Genomic DNA, 19197 nt, shown 5'->3' with positions numbered 1-19197 from the left:
GCATAAGCCTTTGAGTGGGGTGTTAAATGGATGAATTCAAACCAGAAGACGAGCTGAAACCCGATCCCAGCGATCGTCGTACTGGTCGTTCTCGTCAATCTTCAGAACGTGATAACGAGCCGCAGATCAACTTTGACGATGTTGATCTGGATGCAGACGATCGTCGCCCTTCACGTAGCCGCAATGCGCGTGATGAGCGAGAAGAAGAGGATTATGAGTCCGAAGAAGATTCAATGGACGAAGAGCCAGTAGAGCGTCGCCCGCGTAAACGTAAAAAAGCGGCCGCGCAGAAACCGGCCTCCCGCCAGTACATCATGATGGGACTGGGCGTTCTGGTGCTTGTGCTGCTGATTGTCGGCATTGGCTCCGCGCTGAAAGCGCCTTCCACGAATTCTGGCGAGCAAACGGCTTCCACTGAGAAGAGCATCAACCTCTCCGGTAACGATGCGGCAGATCAGGCAAATGGTGCACAGCCAGCGCCGGGGACCACCTCCGCAGAGCAGACCGCCAGTAACACAACGACGGCGCAGGATGTTTCCCTGCCGCCAGTCTCTTCTACCCCCGCTCAGAATCAGGCACCTGCCACGCCAGAAGGCCAGCAGCGTGTAGAAGTTCAGGGCGATCTGAACAACGCGCTGATGCAGCCGCAAAACCAGCAGCAGGTGGATAACGTCGTGGTGAACTCTACGCTGCCAACTGAACCTGCAACCGTTGCGCCTGTTCGCGGTGGCAACGCTCAGCCACAAACCGCAGCAACGGAAAGCAAGCCGCGTCAGACTCAGACTGCACCACGTCAGGAACGTAAGCAGGCGGTCATTGAACCTAAGCGTGAAACCAAACCTCAGGCTGTGGTAAAAGCACCAGAAGTCAAAGCAACCCCGGTGCAGCCGAAACGGACTGAAACCGCTGCGGCAAGCGAGCCTGCAAAAGCGCCAGTGACGCAGACTGCACCGAAAGCCACGGCCACCACCACTGCACCTGCGGCGACAACGGCTCCAGCTGCAACCGCCACAGCATCGGCTGGCACAACCGGTAAAACGACGGGTAACGTCGGTTCACTGAAATCTGCGCCATCCAGTAACTACACGCTGCAGCTGAGCAGTTCGTCCAACTATGACAACCTCAACGGTTGGGCGAAGAAATCGAATCTGAAAAACTACGTGGTTTATCAGACGACCCGTAACGGGCAGCCGTGGTATGTGCTGGTGAGCGGTGTGTATGCTTCTAAAGATGAAGCGAAACGTGCCGTGGCGACACTGCCAGCAGACGTTCAGGCGAAAAACCCGTGGGCGAAGCCCATTCATCAGGTTCAGGCCGATCTTAAGTAATGTTTAAAGCGCAGGATGCTGTCGGAGCTTTCTCCACAGCCGGAGAAGGTGTAATCAGTTAGTCAGCATGAAAAAAAATCGCGCTTTTCTGAAATGGGCAGGGGGGAAATACCCCCTGCTTGATGATATTAAAAAGCACCTGCCTAAAGGCGAGTGTCTTATCGAGCCCTTTGTGGGCGCAGGATCGGTGTTCCTGAACACCGATTTTTCTCGTTATATCCTGGCGGATATCAACAGCGATCTCATCAGCCTCTATAACATCGTCAAACTGCGTACCGATGAGTATGTGGAAGAGGCGCGCAAGCTGTTTACGCCCGAGAACAATCACCCGGATGTTTACTACCAGCTGCGCACTGAGTTTAACCAGAGCCAGGATCCGTTCCGTCGGGCACTGTTGTTCCTCTATCTCAACCGCCATGGTTACAACGGCCTGTGCCGGTATAATCTGCGTGGGGAATTCAACGTGCCGTTTGGCCGCTATAAGCGCCCTTACTTCCCGCAGGACGAGCTGTATCACTTTGCTGAAAAAGCGCAGAATGCAGAATTCCACTGCCTCTCATATGAAGAGTGTATGGAACTGGCGGGCGTAGACTCGGTGGTTTACTGCGATCCGCCGTACGCCCCGCTGTCTGCGACGGCGAATTTTACCGCCTATCACACCAACAGCTTCAGTCCGGCCGAGCAGGCTCGTCTGGCGGAGATGGCGGAAAAGCTGGTCAGCAAAAGAATTCCGGTGTTAATTTCGAATCACGATACCCCTGATACGCGCGAATGGTACAAAGCCGCGAAGCATTTTCAGGTCAAAGTGCGGCGTAGCATTAGCAGCAACGGCGGCACACGTAAAAAGGTGGATGAACTCCTGGCTCTTTATCGCCCCTGAGCCGTTTTGCCCGCCGGTAAACACATTTCAAGGAGATGCGGATGAAACAGTTTTTGATTGCTCCCTCAATTCTGTCGGCCGATTTTGCCCGCCTGGGTGAGGACACTGCTAACGCGCTCGCCGCGGGTGCGGATGTCGTCCATTTCGACGTTATGGATAACCACTACGTTCCTAACCTGACCATTGGCCCCATGGTGCTCAAGGCGCTGCGTAACTACGGTATTACCGCGCCCATTGACGTCCATCTGATGGTGAAACCGGTTGACCGCATCGTGCCTGATTTTGCCGCGGCGGGCGCCAGCATCATTACTTTCCACCCGGAAGCGTCTGAACACGTTGACCGCACGCTGCAGCTGATTAAAGAAAACGGCTGTAAAGCGGGTCTGGTCTTTAACCCGGCAACGCCGCTGAGCTATCTCGACTATGTGATGGATAAGCTGGACGTTATCTTGCTGATGTCCGTTAACCCGGGCTTTGGCGGGCAGTCATTCATTCCTCACACGCTCGATAAACTGCGTGAAGTGCGCCGTCGTATTGATGAGTCCGGCTATGACATCCGTCTGGAAGTGGATGGTGGCGTGAAGGTGAATAACATTGGTGAAATTGCGGCTGCGGGCGCGGATATGTTCGTTGCAGGTTCGGCAATTTTCGACCAACCGGATTACAAAAAAGTTATAGATGAAATGCGCCGCGAGCTGGCGAAGGTAAGTCATGGATAAATTGCAGGCAACCCGGGGTATTGCATTTGACCTCGATGGCACGCTGGTTGACAGCGCGCCGGGCTTAACGAGCGCCGTCGACCAGGCGCTGTACGCCCTTGAACTGCCCGTCGCGGGCGAAGATCGCGTCGTGACGTGGATTGGTAATGGCGCAGATGTCCTGATGGAGCGCGCCCTGACGTGGGCTCGGCAGGAGCGTGCGTCACAACGTTCCGCACAGGGTAAACCGAGCGTTGATCACGCGGATATCCCGCAGGAAGAACAACTGCGTATTCTGCGCAAACTGTTTGACCGTTTCTACGCAGAAACCGTTGAAGAAGGCAGCTTCCTGTTCCCGGACGTGAAGGAAACGCTGAGCGCGCTGCATGCGAAAGGCATTCCGTTGGGGCTGGTTACCAACAAGCCGACGCCGTTTGTTGCGCCATTGCTGGACGCACTGGATATCGCGAAATACTTCACCGTGATTGTGGGCGGTGATGACGTACAGAATAAAAAGCCGCACCCGGAACCGCTGTTGCTGGTGGCAGGAAAATTATCCTTAACACCTGCTGAGCTGCTCTTTGTCGGTGATTCACGCAATGATATTCTGGCTGCCAGAGCGGCGGGTTGTCCCTCCGTGGGGTTAACTTATGGCTACAACTACGGTGAGGCCATTACCCTGAGTGAGCCGGACGTCGTGTTCGATCGCTTCAAAGATTTGTTGCCCGCACTCGGGCTTTCATACAGTGAACATCAGGAATTGAAAAATGACTAAGCCCATCGTTTTTAGTGGCGCCCAGCCGTCAGGTGAATTGACCATTGGTAACTACATGGGTGCGTTACGTCAGTGGGTTAGCATGCAGGATGACTACCATTGCATTTACTGCATTGTGGATCTGCATGCTATTACCGCCCGTCAGGATCCTGAGAAGCTGCGTAAAGCCACGCTGGACACCCTGGCGCTCTATCTGGCCTGCGGGATCGATCCTGAAAAGAGCACCATCTTCGTTCAGTCTCACGTGCCGGAGCATGCACAGCTTGGCTGGGCGCTGAACTGCTACACCTACTTTGGTGAACTGAGCCGCATGACGCAGTTCAAGGATAAATCCGCGCGCTATTCCGAGAACATTAACGCCGGTCTGTTTGACTATCCGGTGCTGATGGCGGCTGACATTCTACTGTATCAGACTAACCAGGTGCCGGTGGGTGAAGACCAGAAGCAACACCTGGAGCTGAGCCGTGATATCGCCCAGCGCTTTAACGCCCTGTATGGCGAAGTGTTCAAAGTGCCAGAGCCATTTATTCCAAAATCCGGTGCACGCGTGATGTCGCTGCTGGAGCCGACCAAAAAGATGTCCAAGTCTGACGATAACCGCAACAACGTTATTGGCCTGCTGGAAGATCCGAAATCGGTGGTTAAAAAGCTCAAGCGTGCCGTGACCGACTCCGACGAGCCGCCTGTTGTGCGCTACGATGTGCAGAACAAAGCGGGGGTCTCCAACCTGCTGGATATCCTCTCCGGTGTGACCGGCCAGAGCATTCCTGAGCTGGAGCAGCACTTTGAAGGCAAGATGTACGGCCACCTGAAAGGCGAAGTGGCGGATGCCGTTTCCGGTATGCTGACCGAGCTGCAGGAGCGTTATCATCGCTACCGTAACGATGAAGCCTTCCTGCAGAAGGTGATGAAAGAGGGCGCTGAAAAAGCCAGCGCGCGCGCGTCAGAAACCCTGAAAGCGGTGTACGAAGCGATTGGGTTTGTTGCGAAGCCGTAGGTAAAAGCAAAACGGTAACGGCGTTACCGTTTTTAGGGTTTGTACCCTCTCCCTGTGGGAGAGGGCCAGGGTGAGGGCATCACGCCGCACTTTTCTAAACAAAAAAACCGGGGAATCCCCGGTTTTTTTACACCTGTAAAACAGCTTACTGCTGTGCCGCCGGGCCACAACCCCCGATGATCTTCGAAATAGAGATCGCCGGGTGCAGCAGGTAATCATAGCTGCAGTTGTTTTTGGTGTTTTGCACGTGGCCAGTGCAGGCCGTCAGAGTCGATAACAGGCCTACCAGAACGGCAGCTTTAGCCAGTTTGAACATACGCATTCCTTGTCTTAAAAAAACTAAATTGGATGTAACACGAGGGAATAAATGGAAAAGTTCCATTTCGCGGGAGGTATGTTATCGACAGCAGTAACAGGGGAGTAGTCCGGTTAAGGACTACTCGAAGAGGGGAGAATATGCGCTAGTGATTTGAGAACCAGTTGAGTTTATCGCGCAGCTCGACCACGCGGCCGACAATAATCAGCGCCGGGCTTTCAACCTGCTGCGCCAGCTCACCCAGCTGTGTCAGTACGCCATTTACCACGCGCTGCTTAATGGAGGTGCCGTTTTCCACCAGTGCGACGGGCATATCCGCTTCCATGCCGTGTTCCAGTAATTTCGCCTGGATCGTAGCGGCCTGATTCAGCCCCATATAGAAGACCAGCGTCTGCTTTTCGGCGGCCAGGTTGTGCCAGTCCAGTTCGCTGCCGGTTTTCAGGTGCCCCGTTACCAGACGCACGCTCTGCGCGTAATCACGATGGGTCAATGGAATACCGGAGTATGCCGAACAGCCGGATGCCGCCGTAATGCCAGGCACCACAGAGAACGGAATACCTGCGTTGCACAGGGTTTCCAGTTCCTCGCCGCCGCGACCAAAGATAAACGGATCCCCGCCCTTCAGGCGCACCACACGTTTTCCTTTTTGCGCTTCCCGCAGCAGGATCTGGTTAATCTCTTCCTGCGGCACGCAGTGATAACCCGCACGTTTACCCACAAACACCCGGTCCGCATCGCGACGTACCAGATTCATGATTTCATCGGAGACCAGACGGTCATACACAACGGTATCGGCCTGCTGGATCTGCTGGAGTCCTTTCAGCGTCAGTAGTCCCGCATCGCCGGGGCCTGCGCCTACCAGCACCACCTCGCCACGATGATCCAGCGGTTCAGAGAGTAACTGCTCGGTCGTCTCTTCAACCGCCTTCACGTCCTGATTGGCCAGCGACTGGGCCAGCCGGTCATTGACGAAGAATTTTTCCCAGAAGCGACGGCGCTCGCCCACGGTCGCGAAGGTTTGCTTCACCCGGGAACGCAGTTGCCCTGCATAGTGGGCAATTTGTCCAAGATGTTGCGGCAGCAGTGCTTCCAGTTTTTCCCGCAGCAGGCGGGCGAGAACCGGCGAGCGGCCACCTGACGACACCGCAATCATCAGCGGTGAACGGTCGATTATCGACGGCATGATAAAGCTGGCTTCTTTCGGCGCATCCACCACGTTGCAGAATATACGGCGCGCTTCGCAGGCATCGCTAACGCGCTGATTCACTTCATCGTCATCCGTCGCGGCAATAGTCAGCCAGCAGGTATCCAGCAGGGACTCGTTAAACTCCCCCTGATTCAGCGTGAGCATCCCTTCCTTCGCCCAGGCTTCAAACTGTGGTGCGAAGGCGAGGGCGTTAACCGTAAGACGGGCACCTGCCTCTAACAGCAAGCGGGCTTTGCGTTCAGCCACATCGCCGCCACCCACAAGCAGGCAGTCGCGATGGCGTAATTGACAGAAAATCGGCAGGTGGTCCACGACATTACCTCACAGCATTCATGGAGGGGGTAAGAATTGACGTCAGAATAACAGCAGGAATCGCCGGAAACATACGGTTTTTCCTGCCGTTACCCATAAGGGGTCATAAGCCTTTCCTATAGGAAAGGCGGGGGTTAGGCTTTTAACTGCACCTGGCCGTCCTTCACGCGAACGTCGTAGTGCTTCACCGAGTAGCTTTCATCTTCCATGCACAGTCCGTCGCTTAAACGGAAACGCTGTTTTTTCAGCGGACTGGCGACCCACAGCTCACCCTGATGCTCGGCAATCAGCCCGCGGGAGAGGACGCTGGCCTCAAAAAACGGGTCGATATTGCTGATGGCAAAAACCTGTTCGTCGTGGCGAGGGCGGAAAATCGCGACCTGCTCGTTTCCCAGCAGCGCACAGACGCCGGTTGCCGGCAGAATGTCGTTAATGTTGCAGATGTTTACCCACTGGCTCATGCGTTTTCCTCCACCAGCGTCACCGGAATACGTTCATAAGGTGTCGCCGGACGATGCTGTTCGCGCTCTGCTACTACCTGCACGTTCGGGTCGCGCTGGGTGCTGTTGATGAAGTGTTTGAAGCGTGTCTGTGCCGCTGGCGTGTTGACGGTTTCCGTCCACTCGCAAATCACCGCCGCGCGCAGGCGCGCCATCTCGGCTTCCAGATGTTCGTTAAGCCCCAGCTTATCGTCGATGATGACCGACTTCAGGTAGTCGATGCCACCCTCCAGATTATCCAGCCAGGAAGCGGTACGGGTCAGTTTGTCGGCGGTACGGATGTAGAACATCATGAAGCGGTCGAGATACTGAATCAGCGTGTCGTGGTCAAGATCGGCCGCCAGCAGGTCAGCGTGGCGTGGTTTCATCCCGCCGTTACCGCAGACGTACAGGTTCCAGCCTTTCTCGGTGGCGATGATCCCCACGTCTTTCCCCTGCGCTTCGGCACATTCACGCGTACAGCCGGAGACGCCGAACTTCATTTTGTGCGGGGTACGGATGCCTTTGTAGCGGTTTTCCAGCTCGACGCCGAAGCCCACGCTGTCGCCCACGCCGTAGCGGCACCAGGTGCTGCCCACGCAGGTTTTTGCCATTCGCAGCGCTTTGGCATACGCGTGACCGGTTTCTAAGCCCGCCTCAATCAGCTGACGCCAGATCTCCGGCAGGTCATCTTTCTGTGCACCAAACAGGCCGATACGCTGGGAACCGGTGATTTTGGTGTAGAGGTTAAATTCACGCGCGATACGGCCCACGGCCACCAGCCCTTCCGGGGTGATTTCACCGCCCGCAGAGCGTGGGATAACGGAGTAAGTCCCGTCTTTCTGGATATTTGCCAGGAAGTTGTCGTTGGTGTCCTGCAGCGGTGTATGTTCTGGTTTGAGGATGTACTCATTCCAGCAGGAGGCCAGCAGGGAGCCGACGGTCGGTTTACACACTTCGCAGCCATAGCCCTGGCCGTGCTTGGCCAGCAGTTCGTCGAAGGATTTAATGCCTTCCACGCGGATCAGGTGATACAGCTCCTGGCGGGAGTACGCGAAGTGCTCGCACAGGTTGTTGTTCACTTCGATGCCCTGTTTCGCCAGTTCGGCGTTAAGCACCTGTGTGACCAGAGGGATACAGCCGCCGCAGCCGGTCCCGGCTTTGGTTTCCGCTTTCAGCGCCGCAACGGTGTGACAGCCTTTGTTGATGGCGGAGATCAACATGCCTTTGGTGACGTCGAAGCAGGAGCAGATCTGCGCGCTGTCCGGCAGTTTATCGACGCCGATAGACGGCTTGCCGCTGGAAGCGTGCGCCGGGAGGATCAGCGCGTCCGGATTCTCCGGCAGTTCGATGGCGTTCAGCACCAGTTGCAGCAGGTTGCCGTAGTCGCTGGTGTCGCCCACCAGCACCGCACCGAGCAGGGTTTTGTTGTCCTGGCTGACGATCAGGCGTTTATAGATCTCTTTGCTCTCGTCGAGATAAACGTAGCTGCGCGCGCCCGGCGTGCGGCCATGCGCATCGCCGATGCCGCCCACGTCCACGCCCAGCAGCTTCAGCTTGGCGCTCAAGTCCGCGCCTTCGAAGGCGTTTTCGTTTCCGAGGATATGGTCAACGGCGACCTGCGCCATTTTGTAGCCCGGCGCCACCAGACCGTACACGCGGTTATTCCAGCTGGCACATTCGCCGATAGCATAGATATCCGGGTCGGAGGTCTGGCAGGTATCGTTCACCATGATCCCGCCGCGCTGGGCAACCGCCAGACCGCACTGGGTGGCCAGCTTGTCGCGTGGACGAATACCGGTGGAGAAGACGATAAAGTCAACTTCGAGCTCGCTGCCGTCGGCAAAGCGCATGGTTTTACGCGCTTCGGTGCCTTCCTGCACAATCTCTTTGGTGTTTTTGCTGGTATGGACTTTCACGCCCATGCTTTCAATCTTACGGCGCAGCTGATCGCCACCCATGTGGTCCAGCTGTTCGGCCATCAGCATCGGGGCAAATTCGATGACGTGCGTTTCAACGCCGAGGTTTTTCAACGCTCCGGCTGCTTCCAGACCCAGCAGGCCGCCCCCGACCACCGCGCCGCGTTTACTGCGGCGTGCGCAGGATTCGATGGCGTTGAGATCTTCAATGGTACGGTAAACGAAGCAATCCTGCGTTTCCGAACCTTTGATAGGCGGGATCCACGGATATGAGCCAGTCGCCATGATCAGCTTGTCGTAAAAAACCGTACGGCCAGCGCTGGAGTGGATCACTTTCTCCTGACGGTTGATGGTGATAGCGCGTTCGCCCACCAGCACTTTTACGCCATGCTTCTCATAGAAACCTTCACGCACCAGAGAGAGCTCTTCGGCGGTATGATGGGAGAAGTAGGAAGACAAGTGCACACGGTCGTACGCCTTGCGGGGTTCTTCACAGAACACGGTAATATCGAACTGCTCAGCGCTGGCTTTATCGAGAAGATCCTCAATAAAGCGGTGGCCGACCATGCCGTTACCGATGATAGCGAGTCTGACTTTGCTCATTTTTGCCTCGATTTCTTTTCTATTACTGCCTACCTTAACGATTCAGCAGGGGCACTTATTGATGCAAATCAAATACGCCTTCGCCTACTCCCTAGGTGGTAGATGTATGATTTGTCAGGATTTTTCTAAGTTATGGAAATCGCTGGCTTTTCGTTGTCGTCGATTTTATGTACAAAAAGAGTGGCTATTTTTGGAAAAACAGGTACTCCTTAATTTCAGCCGCGTTTTTCAGGGGAAAGGTATGTCTACAACACCGCTTTGGCTTGTGCAGAATGTTCGTTTACCGGATCGCGAAGGGCTGTGGCAGATCGCCATCGAGAACGGTCGGTTTGGTGCTATCACGCCCATGGACGAGACCCACAGCGAAAGCTATGAGGTCTTGAATGCCCGCGGCGGACTTGCCATTCCACCGTTTATTGAGCCACATATTCACCTGGATACCACGCAGACGGCGGGCGAGCCACACTGGAACCAGTCCGGCACGCTGTTTGAAGGGATTGAACGCTGGGCGGAGCGTAAGGCGCTGCTCAGCCATGAAGATGTCAAAGCGCGCGCATGGAAAACGCTGAAGTGGCAAATTGCCAACGGGATCCAGTTTGTCCGCACCCACGTGGATGTCTCCGACCCGACGCTTACCGCCCTGAAGGCGATGCTGGAGGTTAAACAGGAGGTCGCCCCGTGGGTGACGCTGCAAATCGTGGCATTCCCGCAGGAAGGCATTCTTTCTTACCCGAACGGCGCGGCGCTGCTGGAAGAGGCATTAACGCTGGGCGCGGATGTGGTGGGTGCCATCCCGCACTTCGAATTCACCCGGGAATACGGCGTGCAGTCCTTGCATATCGCCTTTGACCTGGCGAAGAAATACGACCGTCCGCTGGATATTCATTGCGATGAAATCGACGATGAGCAGTCCCGCTTTGTGGAGACGGTCGCCACGCTGGCCTATGAAACTGGTATTGGCGCGCGGGTCACGGCCAGCCACACCACCGCCATGCATTCCTACAACGGCGCGTACACCTCGCGGCTGTTCCGCCTGCTGAAGATGTCGGGCATTAACTTTGTGGCGAATCCGCTGGTGAATATCCACCTGCAGGGGCGTTTTGACGACTATCCGAAGCGTCGGGGCATTACCCGCGTGAAGGAGCTACAGGCGGCGGGCATTAACGTCTGCTTTGGTCATGATGATGTGTTTGATCCATGGTATCCGCTCGGTACCGGCAATATGCTGCAGGTGCTGCATATGGGGCTGCACGTCTGTCAGATGATGGGCTACCCGCAAATTGACAGCGGCCTGAACCTGATCACCCATAACAGCGCCCGCACCTTTGGCCTGAGCGATTACGGTATTGAGACGGGTAACCCGGCGAACCTGGTGATTTTGCCTGCAGAGAGTGGGTTTGAGGCGGTACGCTGTCAGGTGCCGGTGCGCTGGTCCATTCGGCAGGGGCGGATTATTGCCACCACGCAGCTGGCGCAGACCTGGATCCAGATGGATAGCGGGGGAGAAGAGATAAGTTTTGCCAGAAACAGCCCCTCTGCGTAGCGCAGAGGGGCGCAGGGATTAGTGCGACGCCGCTGCAGCGTTATGCTGGCGGTGGCGGGTTACAAAGCCCAGGATGAAGCACATGATGAACACCACGGCGTACAGGCCGTTAGCGGTGTGCAGCGCCGCCAGCGGACCGCTGTGGGCGACGATCGGGCCCGTCACCACAAAGGTCAGCATGGTGCCGATGGTGCCGCAGGTCAGTACGAAGTTCACCAGCTTCGGCGAGGCCACTTTGGTCTGCAGGGAGCCCAGAGTGATGATCGACGTGTAAATGGCGCTTGAGAAGAAGCCCAGGGTCAGAATGAACCACGGCATATGCTCCGGCGAACCGTTGATGAACAGATACATCAGCACGGTAGCCAGGCCTGCCAGCACGGTCAGGATGCGCTGTAGATCGAAGAAGCGCAGGATGAAGCTAAACGCCCACATGCCAAACATGTAAGACATCCAGAAATCGCTCACCAGTTTACCCGCGTCGTTCAGGCTCATGCCCAGACCTTTGGCGTATTCCGGCACCCAGGAGATAAAGCCCAGCTGACCCAGGATGTAGCACAGTGCGGCAATGGAGAGGAACAGTACGCCGATACCCCATTTCTCTTTCACCACAGGCTCTGCCGTGGTCTGTGCTTTTTTACCCAGAACCGGGAATTCGCAGCCGAAGGTCAGGATGAAGATGGCCACGTAAACCAGGCCGATACAAGCGTAGACCCAGTACCACTCAATGCTGCGCGCCAGCAGAACGGCCGCGACCATCGGGAAAATCATCCCGGCCATGCTGAAGAAGGAGTCGGTAAACAGCAGGCGCGCGCCGCGCTGACGGCCTTCATACATATGGGTAATCAGGAAGGTACCAATCGACATGGTGATCCCGCTGACCAGACCGAGCACGAACATGGCGGCGGAGAACAGGGCGATGCTGTGGCTCAGCATCAGACCCGCCACGGCGGCGACCATCAGCACAAAACCAAAACGCAGCTGCGTTTTCAGCGGAACAATTTCCATCAGCCAGGCATTCAGGAAAATGGAGATCAGGATCCCCGCGTTGAGGAAGGTGAAGGTGTTACTCATGCTGGAAACGGGCAGCTGGAAGTAGTCTGCGATATTTCCCATCACCATCCCGGTGACGATCACCAACGCGCCGGTCAGGGCGTAGGAGAAGAAGCTGATCCATGTGAGCTTGATACGATTGCTGTTAGTCATGTCTGGCCTGTTCAGGAAAAGAAAAGCGCCGGATAGGCGCTGAGAGCGGGCAGATTTTAGTCGTGAAAGTGATCCATTCATATCTTTTAAAGAAAATATGAGCTTCATTGCAGGTTTTTATGTGATCGCGATCACATAAAATTGCGTCATAACCAATCGTTTGCGCGGTAACAACTGTTTCAATTTCGTAAAATTAGGTAAAAGGCTGGTCTCCGTTCATACTGCTCTTTAGAATCAAGCCATTCGCTTTTTATACTGCGCTTTGTTAAGGAATTCTCATGCTCAAATCAACACTGGCGGCTGTCGCAGCTGTGTTTGCTCTTTCTGCCGTTTCCCCGGCTGCGCTGGCAGCAAAAGGGGACCCTCATGTTCTGCTGACCACCTCCGCAGGGAATATTGAGCTGGAACTGAATAGCCAGAAAGCCCCGGTTTCTGTGAAAAACTTCCTCGACTACGTAAACAGCGGCTTTTACAACAACACCACCTTCCACCGCGTGATCCCAGGCTTTATGGTGCAGGGCGGCGGTTTCAACGAGCAGATGCAGCAGAAACAGCCGAATCCACCGATCAAAAACGAAGCGGACAACGGCCTGCTGAACACCCGTGGCACCATCGCCATGGCGCGTACGGCGGATAAAGACAGCGCTACCAGCCAGTTCTTTATCAACGTGGCGGATAACGCCTTCCTCGACCACGGCCAGCGTGACTTCGGCTATGCGGTGTTTGGTAAAGTGGTAAAAGGGATGGACGTGGCGGACAAGATTTCTCAGGTACAGACCCACGACGTTGGGCCATACCAGAATGTACCATCCAAACCGGTCGTGATCCTCTCTGCAAAAGTACTGCCGTAATCCTCTTTGACACGGGCGCGTCTCGCCCGTGTTGTTAGCCCTCCCTGCGAAAGCGCGTTTTGCTGCTTATACTTTGGCAAACGGACATATTCAGGGAGGCGTTAAGTGAAAAAACTCACCGATAAGCAAAAATCCCGTCTCTGGGAGCAGCAGCGTAACGTCAATTTTCAGGCCAGTTGTCTCCTTGAAAAGGGTCATGGTCCTTCAGATCCCCAGATTGAGACGCTGGAACTTGGGCCTTCAGCGCCTGGGTTGCCCCATCTGTGCCTTATTCACCGCCATCTGTATCGCAGAGAGATGAAACGGGCAGGTGAATACCGTACGGACGATATTTTCAAAGGGGACATTCCTTTTTGTCATTTCGAATACATTGAGAAGATGGGCAATGAATTGATGTCGGCACTGGAAAGCGACCGGTACCTGGTGGGTCTTCAGAAAGAGGAGTTTATCGAGCGGATAAGCCATTACTATTGTGAAATCAATATGCTGCATCCTTTTGCGAGCGGTAATGGCATTGCGCAGCGTGTTTTCTTTGAACAGCTGGCGATCCATGCGGGTTACCTGCTGGACTGGCGCGATATCGATCCTGAGCAGTGGGTCGCGGCTAACCAGAGCGGCGCAACGGGAGATTTGTCCGCCCTGAACGCTATCTTTGCCAAAGTAGTGAGCGAAGCGCGGGAATCTGAGTAGAATAGGGCGGCATTTTTTTCGGGAGCCGCCATGATTCTGCTGATTGATAACTACGATTCCTTCACCTGGAACCTTTACCAGTATTTTTGTGAACTGGGTGCAGAGGTGGTTGTCCGCCGTAACGACGACATCAGCCTGACCGAGATTGACGCGCTGTCCCCAAAGAAAATTGTTATCTCGCCGGGGCCGTGTACCCCATCGGAATCGGGTATTTCTCTGGATGTGATCCGCCATTACGCCGGCAGGCTGCCGATTCTTGGCGTCTGCCTTGGCCATCAGGCCATCGGGCAGGTGTTTGGCGCCACCATCGTCCGTGCTGCCAGGGTGATGCACGGTAAAACCTCACCGGTTACCCACACCGGCACGGGCGTGTTTAGTGGGTTAAATAACCCGTTAACCGTCACGCGCTACCATTCTCTGGTGATTGACCCGCCGACGCTGCCCGACTGCTTTGAGGTGACCGCCTGGAGCGAGACGCAGGAGATCATGGGCATTCGCCATCGTGAATGGGATCTCGAAGGGGTGCAGTTCCACCCGGAGAGTATTCTCAGCGAACAGGGACACCAGCTACTGGCTAATTTCCTCAATCGCTGAATATCTGTTGCCTTGCTGTGATTTTTTATGCATATTTTGTGATTATATTTTCACAATCAATGTGACATAAAATGGATGGTCATGACATGGCAACTGAACAATCTGCAATTACCCGCGCGACATTCGATGAAGTCATTCTGCCGATTTATGCACCGGCCGAGTTTATCCCGGTAAAGGGAAAAGGCAGCCGCGTCTGGGATCAGCAGGGGAAAGAGTACGTGGATTTCGCCGGGGGGATTGCGGTGACGGCGCTGGGGCATTGCCATCCTGCACTGGTCGAGGCACTGAAAACCCAGGGCGAAACCCTGTGGCACACCAGCAACGTCTTTACCAACGAACCGGCATTGCGTCTGGGGCGCAAGATCATTGACGCGACTTTCGCCGAGCGCGTGCTGTTTATGAACTCCGGGACCGAAGCCAACGAAACCGCCTTCAAGCTGGCGCGCTACTACGCTTCCACACGCCACAGCCCATACAAAACCAAAATCATCGCTTTCCATAACGCTTTCCACGGTCGTTCGCTGTTTACCGTTTCCGTTGGCGGCCAACCGAAGTATTCCGACTGCTTTGGTCCGAAACCCGCCGATATCATTCATGTGCCCTTTAACGATCTGCATGCGGTGAAAGCGGTGATGGATGACCATACCTGCGCGGTCGTGGTTGAGCCGATTCAGGGTGAAGGCGGCGTGACGGCGGCAACGCCGGAATTCCTCAAAGGGCTGCGCGCGCTGTGCGATCAGCATCAGGCGCTGCTGGTGTTTGATGAAGTCCAGAGCGGGATGGGGCGTACCGGCTCCCTGTTCGCCTATATGCACTACGGCGTGACGCCGGATATTCTGACCAGCGCCAAAGCGCTCGGCGGCGGCTTCCCGGTCAGCGCGGTGCTCACCACCCAGGAGATCGCCTCCGCGTTCCACGTTGGCTCTCACGGCTCCACCTACGGCGGAAATCCGCTGGCCTGCGCCATCGCCGGTGCGGCGTTTGATATCATCAATACGCCGGAGGTATTAAGCGGCGTTCAGGCGAAGCGCGAGCTGTTCGTGAAACATCTGCAGCAGATCGACGAAACGTACGACGTCTTCAGCGAGATCCGTGGCATGGGACTGCTGATTGGCGCAGAGCTGAAGCCGCAGTACAAAGGCCGCGCACGCGATTTCCTGCACGCCGCTGCTCACGAAGGGGTGATGGTACTCAACGCCGGCCCGGACGTGATGCGCTTTGCGCCGTCGCTGGTGGTCGAAGAGAACGATATTGAAGATGGATTAACCCGCTTTGCCGCGGCGGTCGCGAAGATCGTTAAAGGCTAATACTCGGTTCGTTTTAACCGCCGCGTTAACCAAATGCCGTGATGCGGACGCTGACGCCATGCCACCGACGAAATGGTGTGCATGGTGTTCAGATGCCCCAGAATGCGTTGCAGATGCTGCTCCAGCGTGCTCATTGGCCCGTGGGTGAGCGTTTCCGGCGCTTCCAGAATGTTCGAATCCCCCGATTCACCCGGCGCGTCATACTCCAGACGCTGCTGACACCGCTGCAGGGCAATCTCACACGACTGCAAATAGCGCTGCGCCAGGTCTGGCGTTAGCATGGTATGTTCACGCGCCAGCGTGGTCATCGCGTTGATATGTTCGACGATGAACTGGCTGTGCGTTACCCAGAGCTTCATATCCGCCAGATAGTGCGAGTTAAAGCCGGGCTCCTGCATCGCCTGATTCAGCGAGTTGAACAGGGCGTTATGCGCCTGGTTGACCTTCATCCGCTGATACGCCAGCGGGGAGGGCTGCGGATCGTCGCTCAGGATCAGGCGGATAGCCTGCTGGTCGGCCTCCAGCGCGTCGTGGGCGTTCTGCCTGAGCAGGCCGCTTTGCCATTGTGGCCACAGCCAGACCATACCACCAAAGGCAATCAGACAGCCAATCAGGGTATCGATAAGCCTGGCGACAATAAACTGTTCGCCATTGAGCGTAAGCAACTGCAGGGTGTATACCGCCGTGACCGTAAAGCCCACCATCGCCCAGCCGTAGTTTTTGCGGATGATCAGGTAGCTCACCAGGGTAATCAATAGCATGCCTGCCAGCGTATAGCCTTCCGGCACGTGGAAGTGCAGCGTTACGCCCGCGATAATCAACCCCGCCATGGTTCCGCCCGCCCGGTGCAGAATACGCACTCGCGTGGCGCCGTAGCCGTTCTGGGTGACAAACAGTACCGTCATTAATATCCAGTAGGGTTTGGGCAGATGCAGCGCCATGCCCATCAGGCTGGCGATGCTCAGCATCACGCTAATCCGGGCGGCGTTGCGCAGGGCGGAAGATTTAAACGAGAGATAGCTTTTAAGCGCAGGCAGCAGCGGCAGGCGCTTTTGCTTATCCGCCATCAGATCGCGGGGATAGAGCGGGCGCTGGGTACGCAGGACGCGGGCAATACGGCTGAAGTGCCAGGCGGCAAACTGGCCTACCGGGTTATCCTCGTGCTGGCGGGCGATTTTCTCCAGTGCGCCGAGCTGCTTGTCCATGTTAAAGCGGGTGGGGTAGCGGTGATAAAGAATGTCGTCGGCCAGTACCCGCAGGCGTGCGGACACGGTCTGCGCGTTCCAGCGGATCACCGCTTCGGCATGGCTGCGCTCCACCAGCTTTTGCACCTCCTTCGGGTGGTGCAGGCTCACGGAGATATGCTCCTGCAGATCCAGCCCCACCTGGAAGGTGCGCAGCAGCCGTTTATATTCGTGGTTCTTGTTGGCGGCCAGCATATGCAGTTGCTGGTAGCACTGGCTTATCAGATCCACCACCTTCTGCTGGCGCGTCAGCAGCGGCGGCAGCGATTTTTCCGGGTCGGTATGCTGGGTCAGCAGTGTGTATTTGGCTTCGCAGTACTCCGCAAGCTGGACATAGAGCAGGCTCAGGGATTCACGCAGCGGTTGTTCCCGCCACAGCCAGAACCAGAACCAGTTAAACAGGCCATACCATAGCGTACCGAGGGCGTAGATCAGCAGCGGCTCCCACACCGGCATATTACCTGCGAGACTCAGGGTAAAGATGGCCGCGATGAGTGAGGCGGGCAGTAAACGCGCGTGCAGCGAACTGATTTCGGCGGTCACCCCCAGCGTCATCGCCAGCACGCTCAGGATCAGCGGCAGCGGAATATCGCGGGCCAGCAAAAGCTGCACGGCCAGGCTACACCCGGCAAACAGCGAACCGCCGATAATCAGACGTTTGAAAAAACGCTTATGCGGGGTGTCGAGACCGGCAATGTTGCAGCAGGCGGGAACCAGTGAAAACAGCAGCCCCTGCTGAAGATGCCCAAGGATCAGGCCCACGGCCACAGGAAGGCACAACACCAGCGTTTGTCGCAGTGCGTAGTTAACTTCCGGGTGATAAATCAGCCTGCGCCACATGGGGAGTAGAGACAAAAACGGCGTGACACCTTGCGATGGCACGCCGTTTTATCGGGATTAACGGGTTCCGTAAACCACGATGGTTTTACCGTGGGCGGAGATCAGGTTCTGATCTTCCAGCATTTTCAGGATACGGCCCACTGTTTCACGGGAGCAACCGACGATCTGACCAATTTCCTGGCGGGTAATTTTAATTTGCATGCCGTCAGGGTGGGTCATAGCGTCTGGCTGTTTCGCCAGGTTCAGCAGGGTCTGCGCGATACGGCCGGTCACGTCCAGGAAGGCGAGGTTACCCACTTTCTCTGATGTCACCTGCAGACGGCGAGCCATCTGCGAAGAAAGACGCATCAGGATGTCAGGGTTAACCTGAATCAACTGACGGAATTTCTTGTAGGAAATTTCAGCCACTTCACATGCTGTCTTTGCACGAACCCAGGCGCTACGTTCCTGGCCTTCTTCAAACAGGCCCAGTTCACCGATAAAATCGCCCTGGTTCAGATAAGAAAGGATCATCTCTTTCCCTTCTTCATCTTTGATCAGCACTGCCACCGAGCCTTTGACGATGTAATACAACGTTTCCGCTTTTTCACCCTGGTGAATCAGCGTGCTCTTCGATGGGTACTTATGAATGTGGCAATGAGACAAGAACCATTCGAGAGTCGGGTCTGTTTGCGGTTTGCCAAGCACCATGCGCTGTTATCCTCTGTTATAAGCTGTCACCAGAGTCATAAGATGCATCCGGACTCTGGGGTTGCAATCGAATTCTTACCCATACCTGGGAAGTCGGCTGTCGTAACGTTTCGCAGCCAGTAAAGTTTGATGTCCTCTGCATACATGTGTAACGTCAATGTATTACTGTAGCATCCAGAGTGTTTTAGCATAGCTTTCGCCGCGTGTCTCCTGGTGTCTCGCTTCAGCATGACGCAGGTCGCCTTCCATTGCGAGAAATGTAACGCACGCGTAATCTGTCACCAAAAATGCAACGTTGGAGCTAATGAATATGCAAGCGCGCGTGAAATGGGTAGAAGGTTTAACGTTCCTGGGCGAGTCCTCGTCGGGACACCAGATTTTGATGGACGGTAACTCCGGCGATAAAGCACCCAGCCCAATGGAGATGGTGCTGATGGCGGCAGGGGGATGCAGCGCGATTGACGTGGTGTCGATTCTGCAAAAGGGCCGTCATGATGTGACCGACTGTGAAGTCAAGCTCACGTCAGAACGTCGCGAAGAGGCGCCACGCCTGTTCACGCACATTAACCTGCATTTTGTTGTCACCGGGAAAGCGCTGAAAGATGCTGCCGTCTCACGCGCGGTGAATCTGTCTGCGGAAAAATACTGCTCTGTGGCATTAATGCTGGAGAAAGCGGTAAAAATTACCCATTCGTATGAAGTGATCGAGGCGTGATTGACG

18 protein-coding genes are annotated in these 19197 nt (G+C 55.7%); 11 read left to right on the top strand and 7 right to left on the bottom strand.

All coding sequences use genetic code 11. The features are described 5' to 3' along the window. The first annotated feature begins 26 nt into the window (after nt 1–26). The 5 genes from damX (at nt 27) to trpS (ending at nt 4678) form a co-directional block, all read left to right on the top strand. Nucleotides 27–1328, top strand: a complete 1302-nt coding sequence (gene damX, locus ACQG22_RS21825) for a cell division protein DamX (protein WP_102752326.1) — start codon at nt 27–29, stop codon at nt 1326–1328. A gap of 67 nt (nt 1329–1395) precedes the next feature. After that, nucleotides 1396–2208: an adenine-specific DNA-methyltransferase gene (gene dam / locus ACQG22_RS21820; protein ID WP_013099069.1), complete on the top strand. Its 813-nt coding sequence runs from the start codon at nt 1396–1398 to the stop codon at nt 2206–2208. 41 nt (nt 2209–2249) lie between these two features. After that, nucleotides 2250–2927 (top strand): ribulose-phosphate 3-epimerase, encoded by a 678-nt coding sequence (gene rpe, locus ACQG22_RS21815; protein ID WP_008503032.1) that lies wholly within the window; start codon nt 2250–2252, stop codon nt 2925–2927. Beyond that, the gene (gph, locus tag ACQG22_RS21810; RefSeq protein ID WP_029882160.1) at nt 2920–3681 is read left to right on the top strand and encodes a phosphoglycolate phosphatase; all 762 of its coding nucleotides are present in this window, start codon (nt 2920–2922) and stop codon (nt 3679–3681) included. The genes rpe and gph overlap by 8 nt, the downstream gene beginning before the upstream one ends. Beyond that, nucleotides 3674–4678 carry a tryptophan--tRNA ligase gene (gene trpS, locus ACQG22_RS21805; RefSeq protein WP_020687783.1) on the top strand — a complete coding sequence of 335 codons (1005 nt, stop codon included), beginning with the start codon at nt 3674–3676 and terminating at the stop codon, nt 4676–4678. The genes gph and trpS overlap by 8 nt, the downstream gene beginning before the upstream one ends. Nucleotides 4679–4823: 145 nt before the next feature. Here trpS and ACQG22_RS21800 read toward each other — a convergent pair whose 3' ends face one another. The 4 genes from ACQG22_RS21800 to nirB form a co-directional block, all read right to left on the bottom strand. After that, nucleotides 4824–4994, bottom strand: coding sequence for a YhfL family protein (locus ACQG22_RS21800; protein ID WP_008503029.1), 171 nt, complete (start codon nt 4992–4994; stop codon nt 4824–4826). A 145-nt stretch (nt 4995–5139) separates the two neighbouring features. After that, on the bottom strand, nt 5140–6513 hold the full coding sequence (gene cysG, locus ACQG22_RS21795; RefSeq protein WP_013099066.1) for a siroheme synthase CysG: 1374 nt from the start codon (nt 6511–6513) through the stop codon (nt 5140–5142). Between the two features lie 134 nt (nt 6514–6647). After that, nucleotides 6648–6974, bottom strand: coding sequence for a nitrite reductase small subunit NirD (nirD, locus tag ACQG22_RS21790; RefSeq protein ID WP_013099065.1), 327 nt, complete (start codon nt 6972–6974; stop codon nt 6648–6650). Continuing rightward, nucleotides 6971–9514, bottom strand: coding sequence for a nitrite reductase large subunit NirB (gene nirB, locus ACQG22_RS21785; RefSeq protein WP_369706781.1), 2544 nt, complete (start codon nt 9512–9514; stop codon nt 6971–6973). The genes nirD and nirB overlap by 4 nt, the downstream gene beginning before the upstream one ends. 241 nt (nt 9515–9755) lie before the next feature. On the opposite strand from nirB, the gene ACQG22_RS21780 reads away from it, so the two are divergent. After that, nucleotides 9756–11057, top strand: a complete 1302-nt coding sequence (locus ACQG22_RS21780) for a cytosine deaminase (RefSeq protein WP_038420963.1) — start codon at nt 9756–9758, stop codon at nt 11055–11057. An 18-nt stretch (nt 11058–11075) separates the two neighbouring features. On the opposite strand, the gene tsgA is transcribed toward ACQG22_RS21780, so the two are convergent. Further along, complete coding sequence (gene tsgA / locus ACQG22_RS21775) at nt 11076–12260, bottom strand: MFS transporter TsgA (protein ID WP_038981457.1); 1185 nt, start codon at nt 12258–12260, stop codon at nt 11076–11078. A 278-nt stretch (nt 12261–12538) separates the two neighbouring features. Here tsgA and ppiA point away from each other — a divergent pair, with 278 nt between their 5' ends. The 4 genes from ppiA to argD all read left to right on the top strand — a co-directional run bounded on the left by ppiA (nt 12539) and on the right by argD (nt 15702). Then, complete coding sequence (ppiA, locus tag ACQG22_RS21770) at nt 12539–13111, top strand: peptidylprolyl isomerase A (RefSeq protein ID WP_013099061.1); 573 nt, start codon at nt 12539–12541, stop codon at nt 13109–13111. 105 nt (nt 13112–13216) lie between these two features. After that, a complete protein-coding gene (locus tag ACQG22_RS21765) occupies nt 13217–13801 on the top strand; it encodes a putative adenosine monophosphate-protein transferase Fic (RefSeq protein ID WP_013099060.1) in 585 nt (194 codons plus the stop codon). 30 nt (nt 13802–13831) lie between these two features. After that, a complete protein-coding gene (gene pabA, locus ACQG22_RS21760; RefSeq protein ID WP_040022682.1) occupies nt 13832–14395 on the top strand; it encodes an aminodeoxychorismate synthase component 2 in 564 nt (187 codons plus the stop codon). Between the two features lie 86 nt (nt 14396–14481). Further along, nucleotides 14482–15702 (top strand): bifunctional acetylornithine/succinyldiaminopimelate transaminase, encoded by a 1221-nt coding sequence (gene argD / locus ACQG22_RS21755; RefSeq protein WP_369706782.1) that lies wholly within the window; start codon nt 14482–14484, stop codon nt 15700–15702. Here argD and ACQG22_RS21750 read toward each other — a convergent pair. Continuing rightward, complete coding sequence (locus tag ACQG22_RS21750) at nt 15699–17786, bottom strand: YccS/YhfK family putative transporter (protein ID WP_013099057.1); 2088 nt, start codon at nt 17784–17786, stop codon at nt 15699–15701. The genes argD and ACQG22_RS21750 overlap by 4 nt on opposite strands. A gap of 57 nt (nt 17787–17843) precedes the next feature. Then, on the bottom strand, nt 17844–18476 hold the full coding sequence (gene crp / locus ACQG22_RS21745) for a cAMP-activated global transcriptional regulator CRP (protein ID WP_000242758.1): 633 nt from the start codon (nt 18474–18476) through the stop codon (nt 17844–17846). Between the two features lie 310 nt (nt 18477–18786). Here crp and ACQG22_RS21740 point away from each other — a divergent pair, with 310 nt between their 5' ends. After that, the gene (locus tag ACQG22_RS21740; protein WP_047024191.1) at nt 18787–19191 is read left to right on the top strand and encodes an OsmC family protein; all 405 of its coding nucleotides are present in this window, start codon (nt 18787–18789) and stop codon (nt 19189–19191) included. The last annotated feature ends 6 nt before the right edge of the window (nt 19192–19197 follow it).

Origin of the sequence: Enterobacter cloacae complex sp. 309I3, assembly GCF_050031595.1 — a bacterium.
GTDB classification, from domain to species: Bacteria; Pseudomonadota; Gammaproteobacteria; order Enterobacterales; family Enterobacteriaceae; genus Enterobacter; species Enterobacter cloacae.
The sequence above is the reverse complement of the archived record's forward strand: the minus strand, read 5'-3'. Positions and strand labels throughout refer to the sequence as shown.

Excerpts from the sequence above, each read along its gene's own strand:
- damX (WP_102752326.1), top strand. The coding sequence starts at position 27 with ATGGATGAATTCAAACCAGAAGACGAGCTGAAACCCGATCCCAGCGAT.
- dam (WP_013099069.1), top strand. The coding sequence starts at position 1,396 with ATGAAAAAAAATCGCGCTTTTCTGAAATGGGCAGGGGGGAAATACCCC.
- rpe (WP_008503032.1), top strand. The coding sequence starts at position 2,250 with ATGAAACAGTTTTTGATTGCTCCCTCAATTCTGTCGGCCGATTTTGCC.
- gph (WP_029882160.1), top strand. The coding sequence starts at position 2,920 with ATGGATAAATTGCAGGCAACCCGGGGTATTGCATTTGACCTCGATGGC.
- trpS (WP_020687783.1), top strand. The coding sequence starts at position 3,674 with ATGACTAAGCCCATCGTTTTTAGTGGCGCCCAGCCGTCAGGTGAATTG.
- ACQG22_RS21800 (WP_008503029.1), bottom strand. The coding sequence starts at position 4,994 with ATGTTCAAACTGGCTAAAGCTGCCGTTCTGGTAGGCCTGTTATCGACT.
- nirD (WP_013099065.1), bottom strand. The coding sequence starts at position 6,974 with ATGAGCCAGTGGGTAAACATCTGCAACATTAACGACATTCTGCCGGCA.
- nirB (WP_369706781.1), bottom strand. The coding sequence starts at position 9,514 with ATGAGCAAAGTCAGACTCGCTATCATCGGTAACGGCATGGTCGGCCAC.
- ACQG22_RS21780 (WP_038420963.1), top strand. The coding sequence starts at position 9,756 with ATGTCTACAACACCGCTTTGGCTTGTGCAGAATGTTCGTTTACCGGAT.
- tsgA (WP_038981457.1), bottom strand. The coding sequence starts at position 12,260 with ATGACTAACAGCAATCGTATCAAGCTCACATGGATCAGCTTCTTCTCC.
- ppiA (WP_013099061.1), top strand. The coding sequence starts at position 12,539 with ATGCTCAAATCAACACTGGCGGCTGTCGCAGCTGTGTTTGCTCTTTCT.
- pabA (WP_040022682.1), top strand. The coding sequence starts at position 13,832 with ATGATTCTGCTGATTGATAACTACGATTCCTTCACCTGGAACCTTTAC.
- argD (WP_369706782.1), top strand. The coding sequence starts at position 14,482 with ATGGCAACTGAACAATCTGCAATTACCCGCGCGACATTCGATGAAGTC.
- ACQG22_RS21750 (WP_013099057.1), bottom strand. The coding sequence starts at position 17,786 with ATGTGGCGCAGGCTGATTTATCACCCGGAAGTTAACTACGCACTGCGA.
- crp (WP_000242758.1), bottom strand. The coding sequence starts at position 18,476 with ATGGTGCTTGGCAAACCGCAAACAGACCCGACTCTCGAATGGTTCTTG.
- ACQG22_RS21740 (WP_047024191.1), top strand. The coding sequence starts at position 18,787 with ATGCAAGCGCGCGTGAAATGGGTAGAAGGTTTAACGTTCCTGGGCGAG.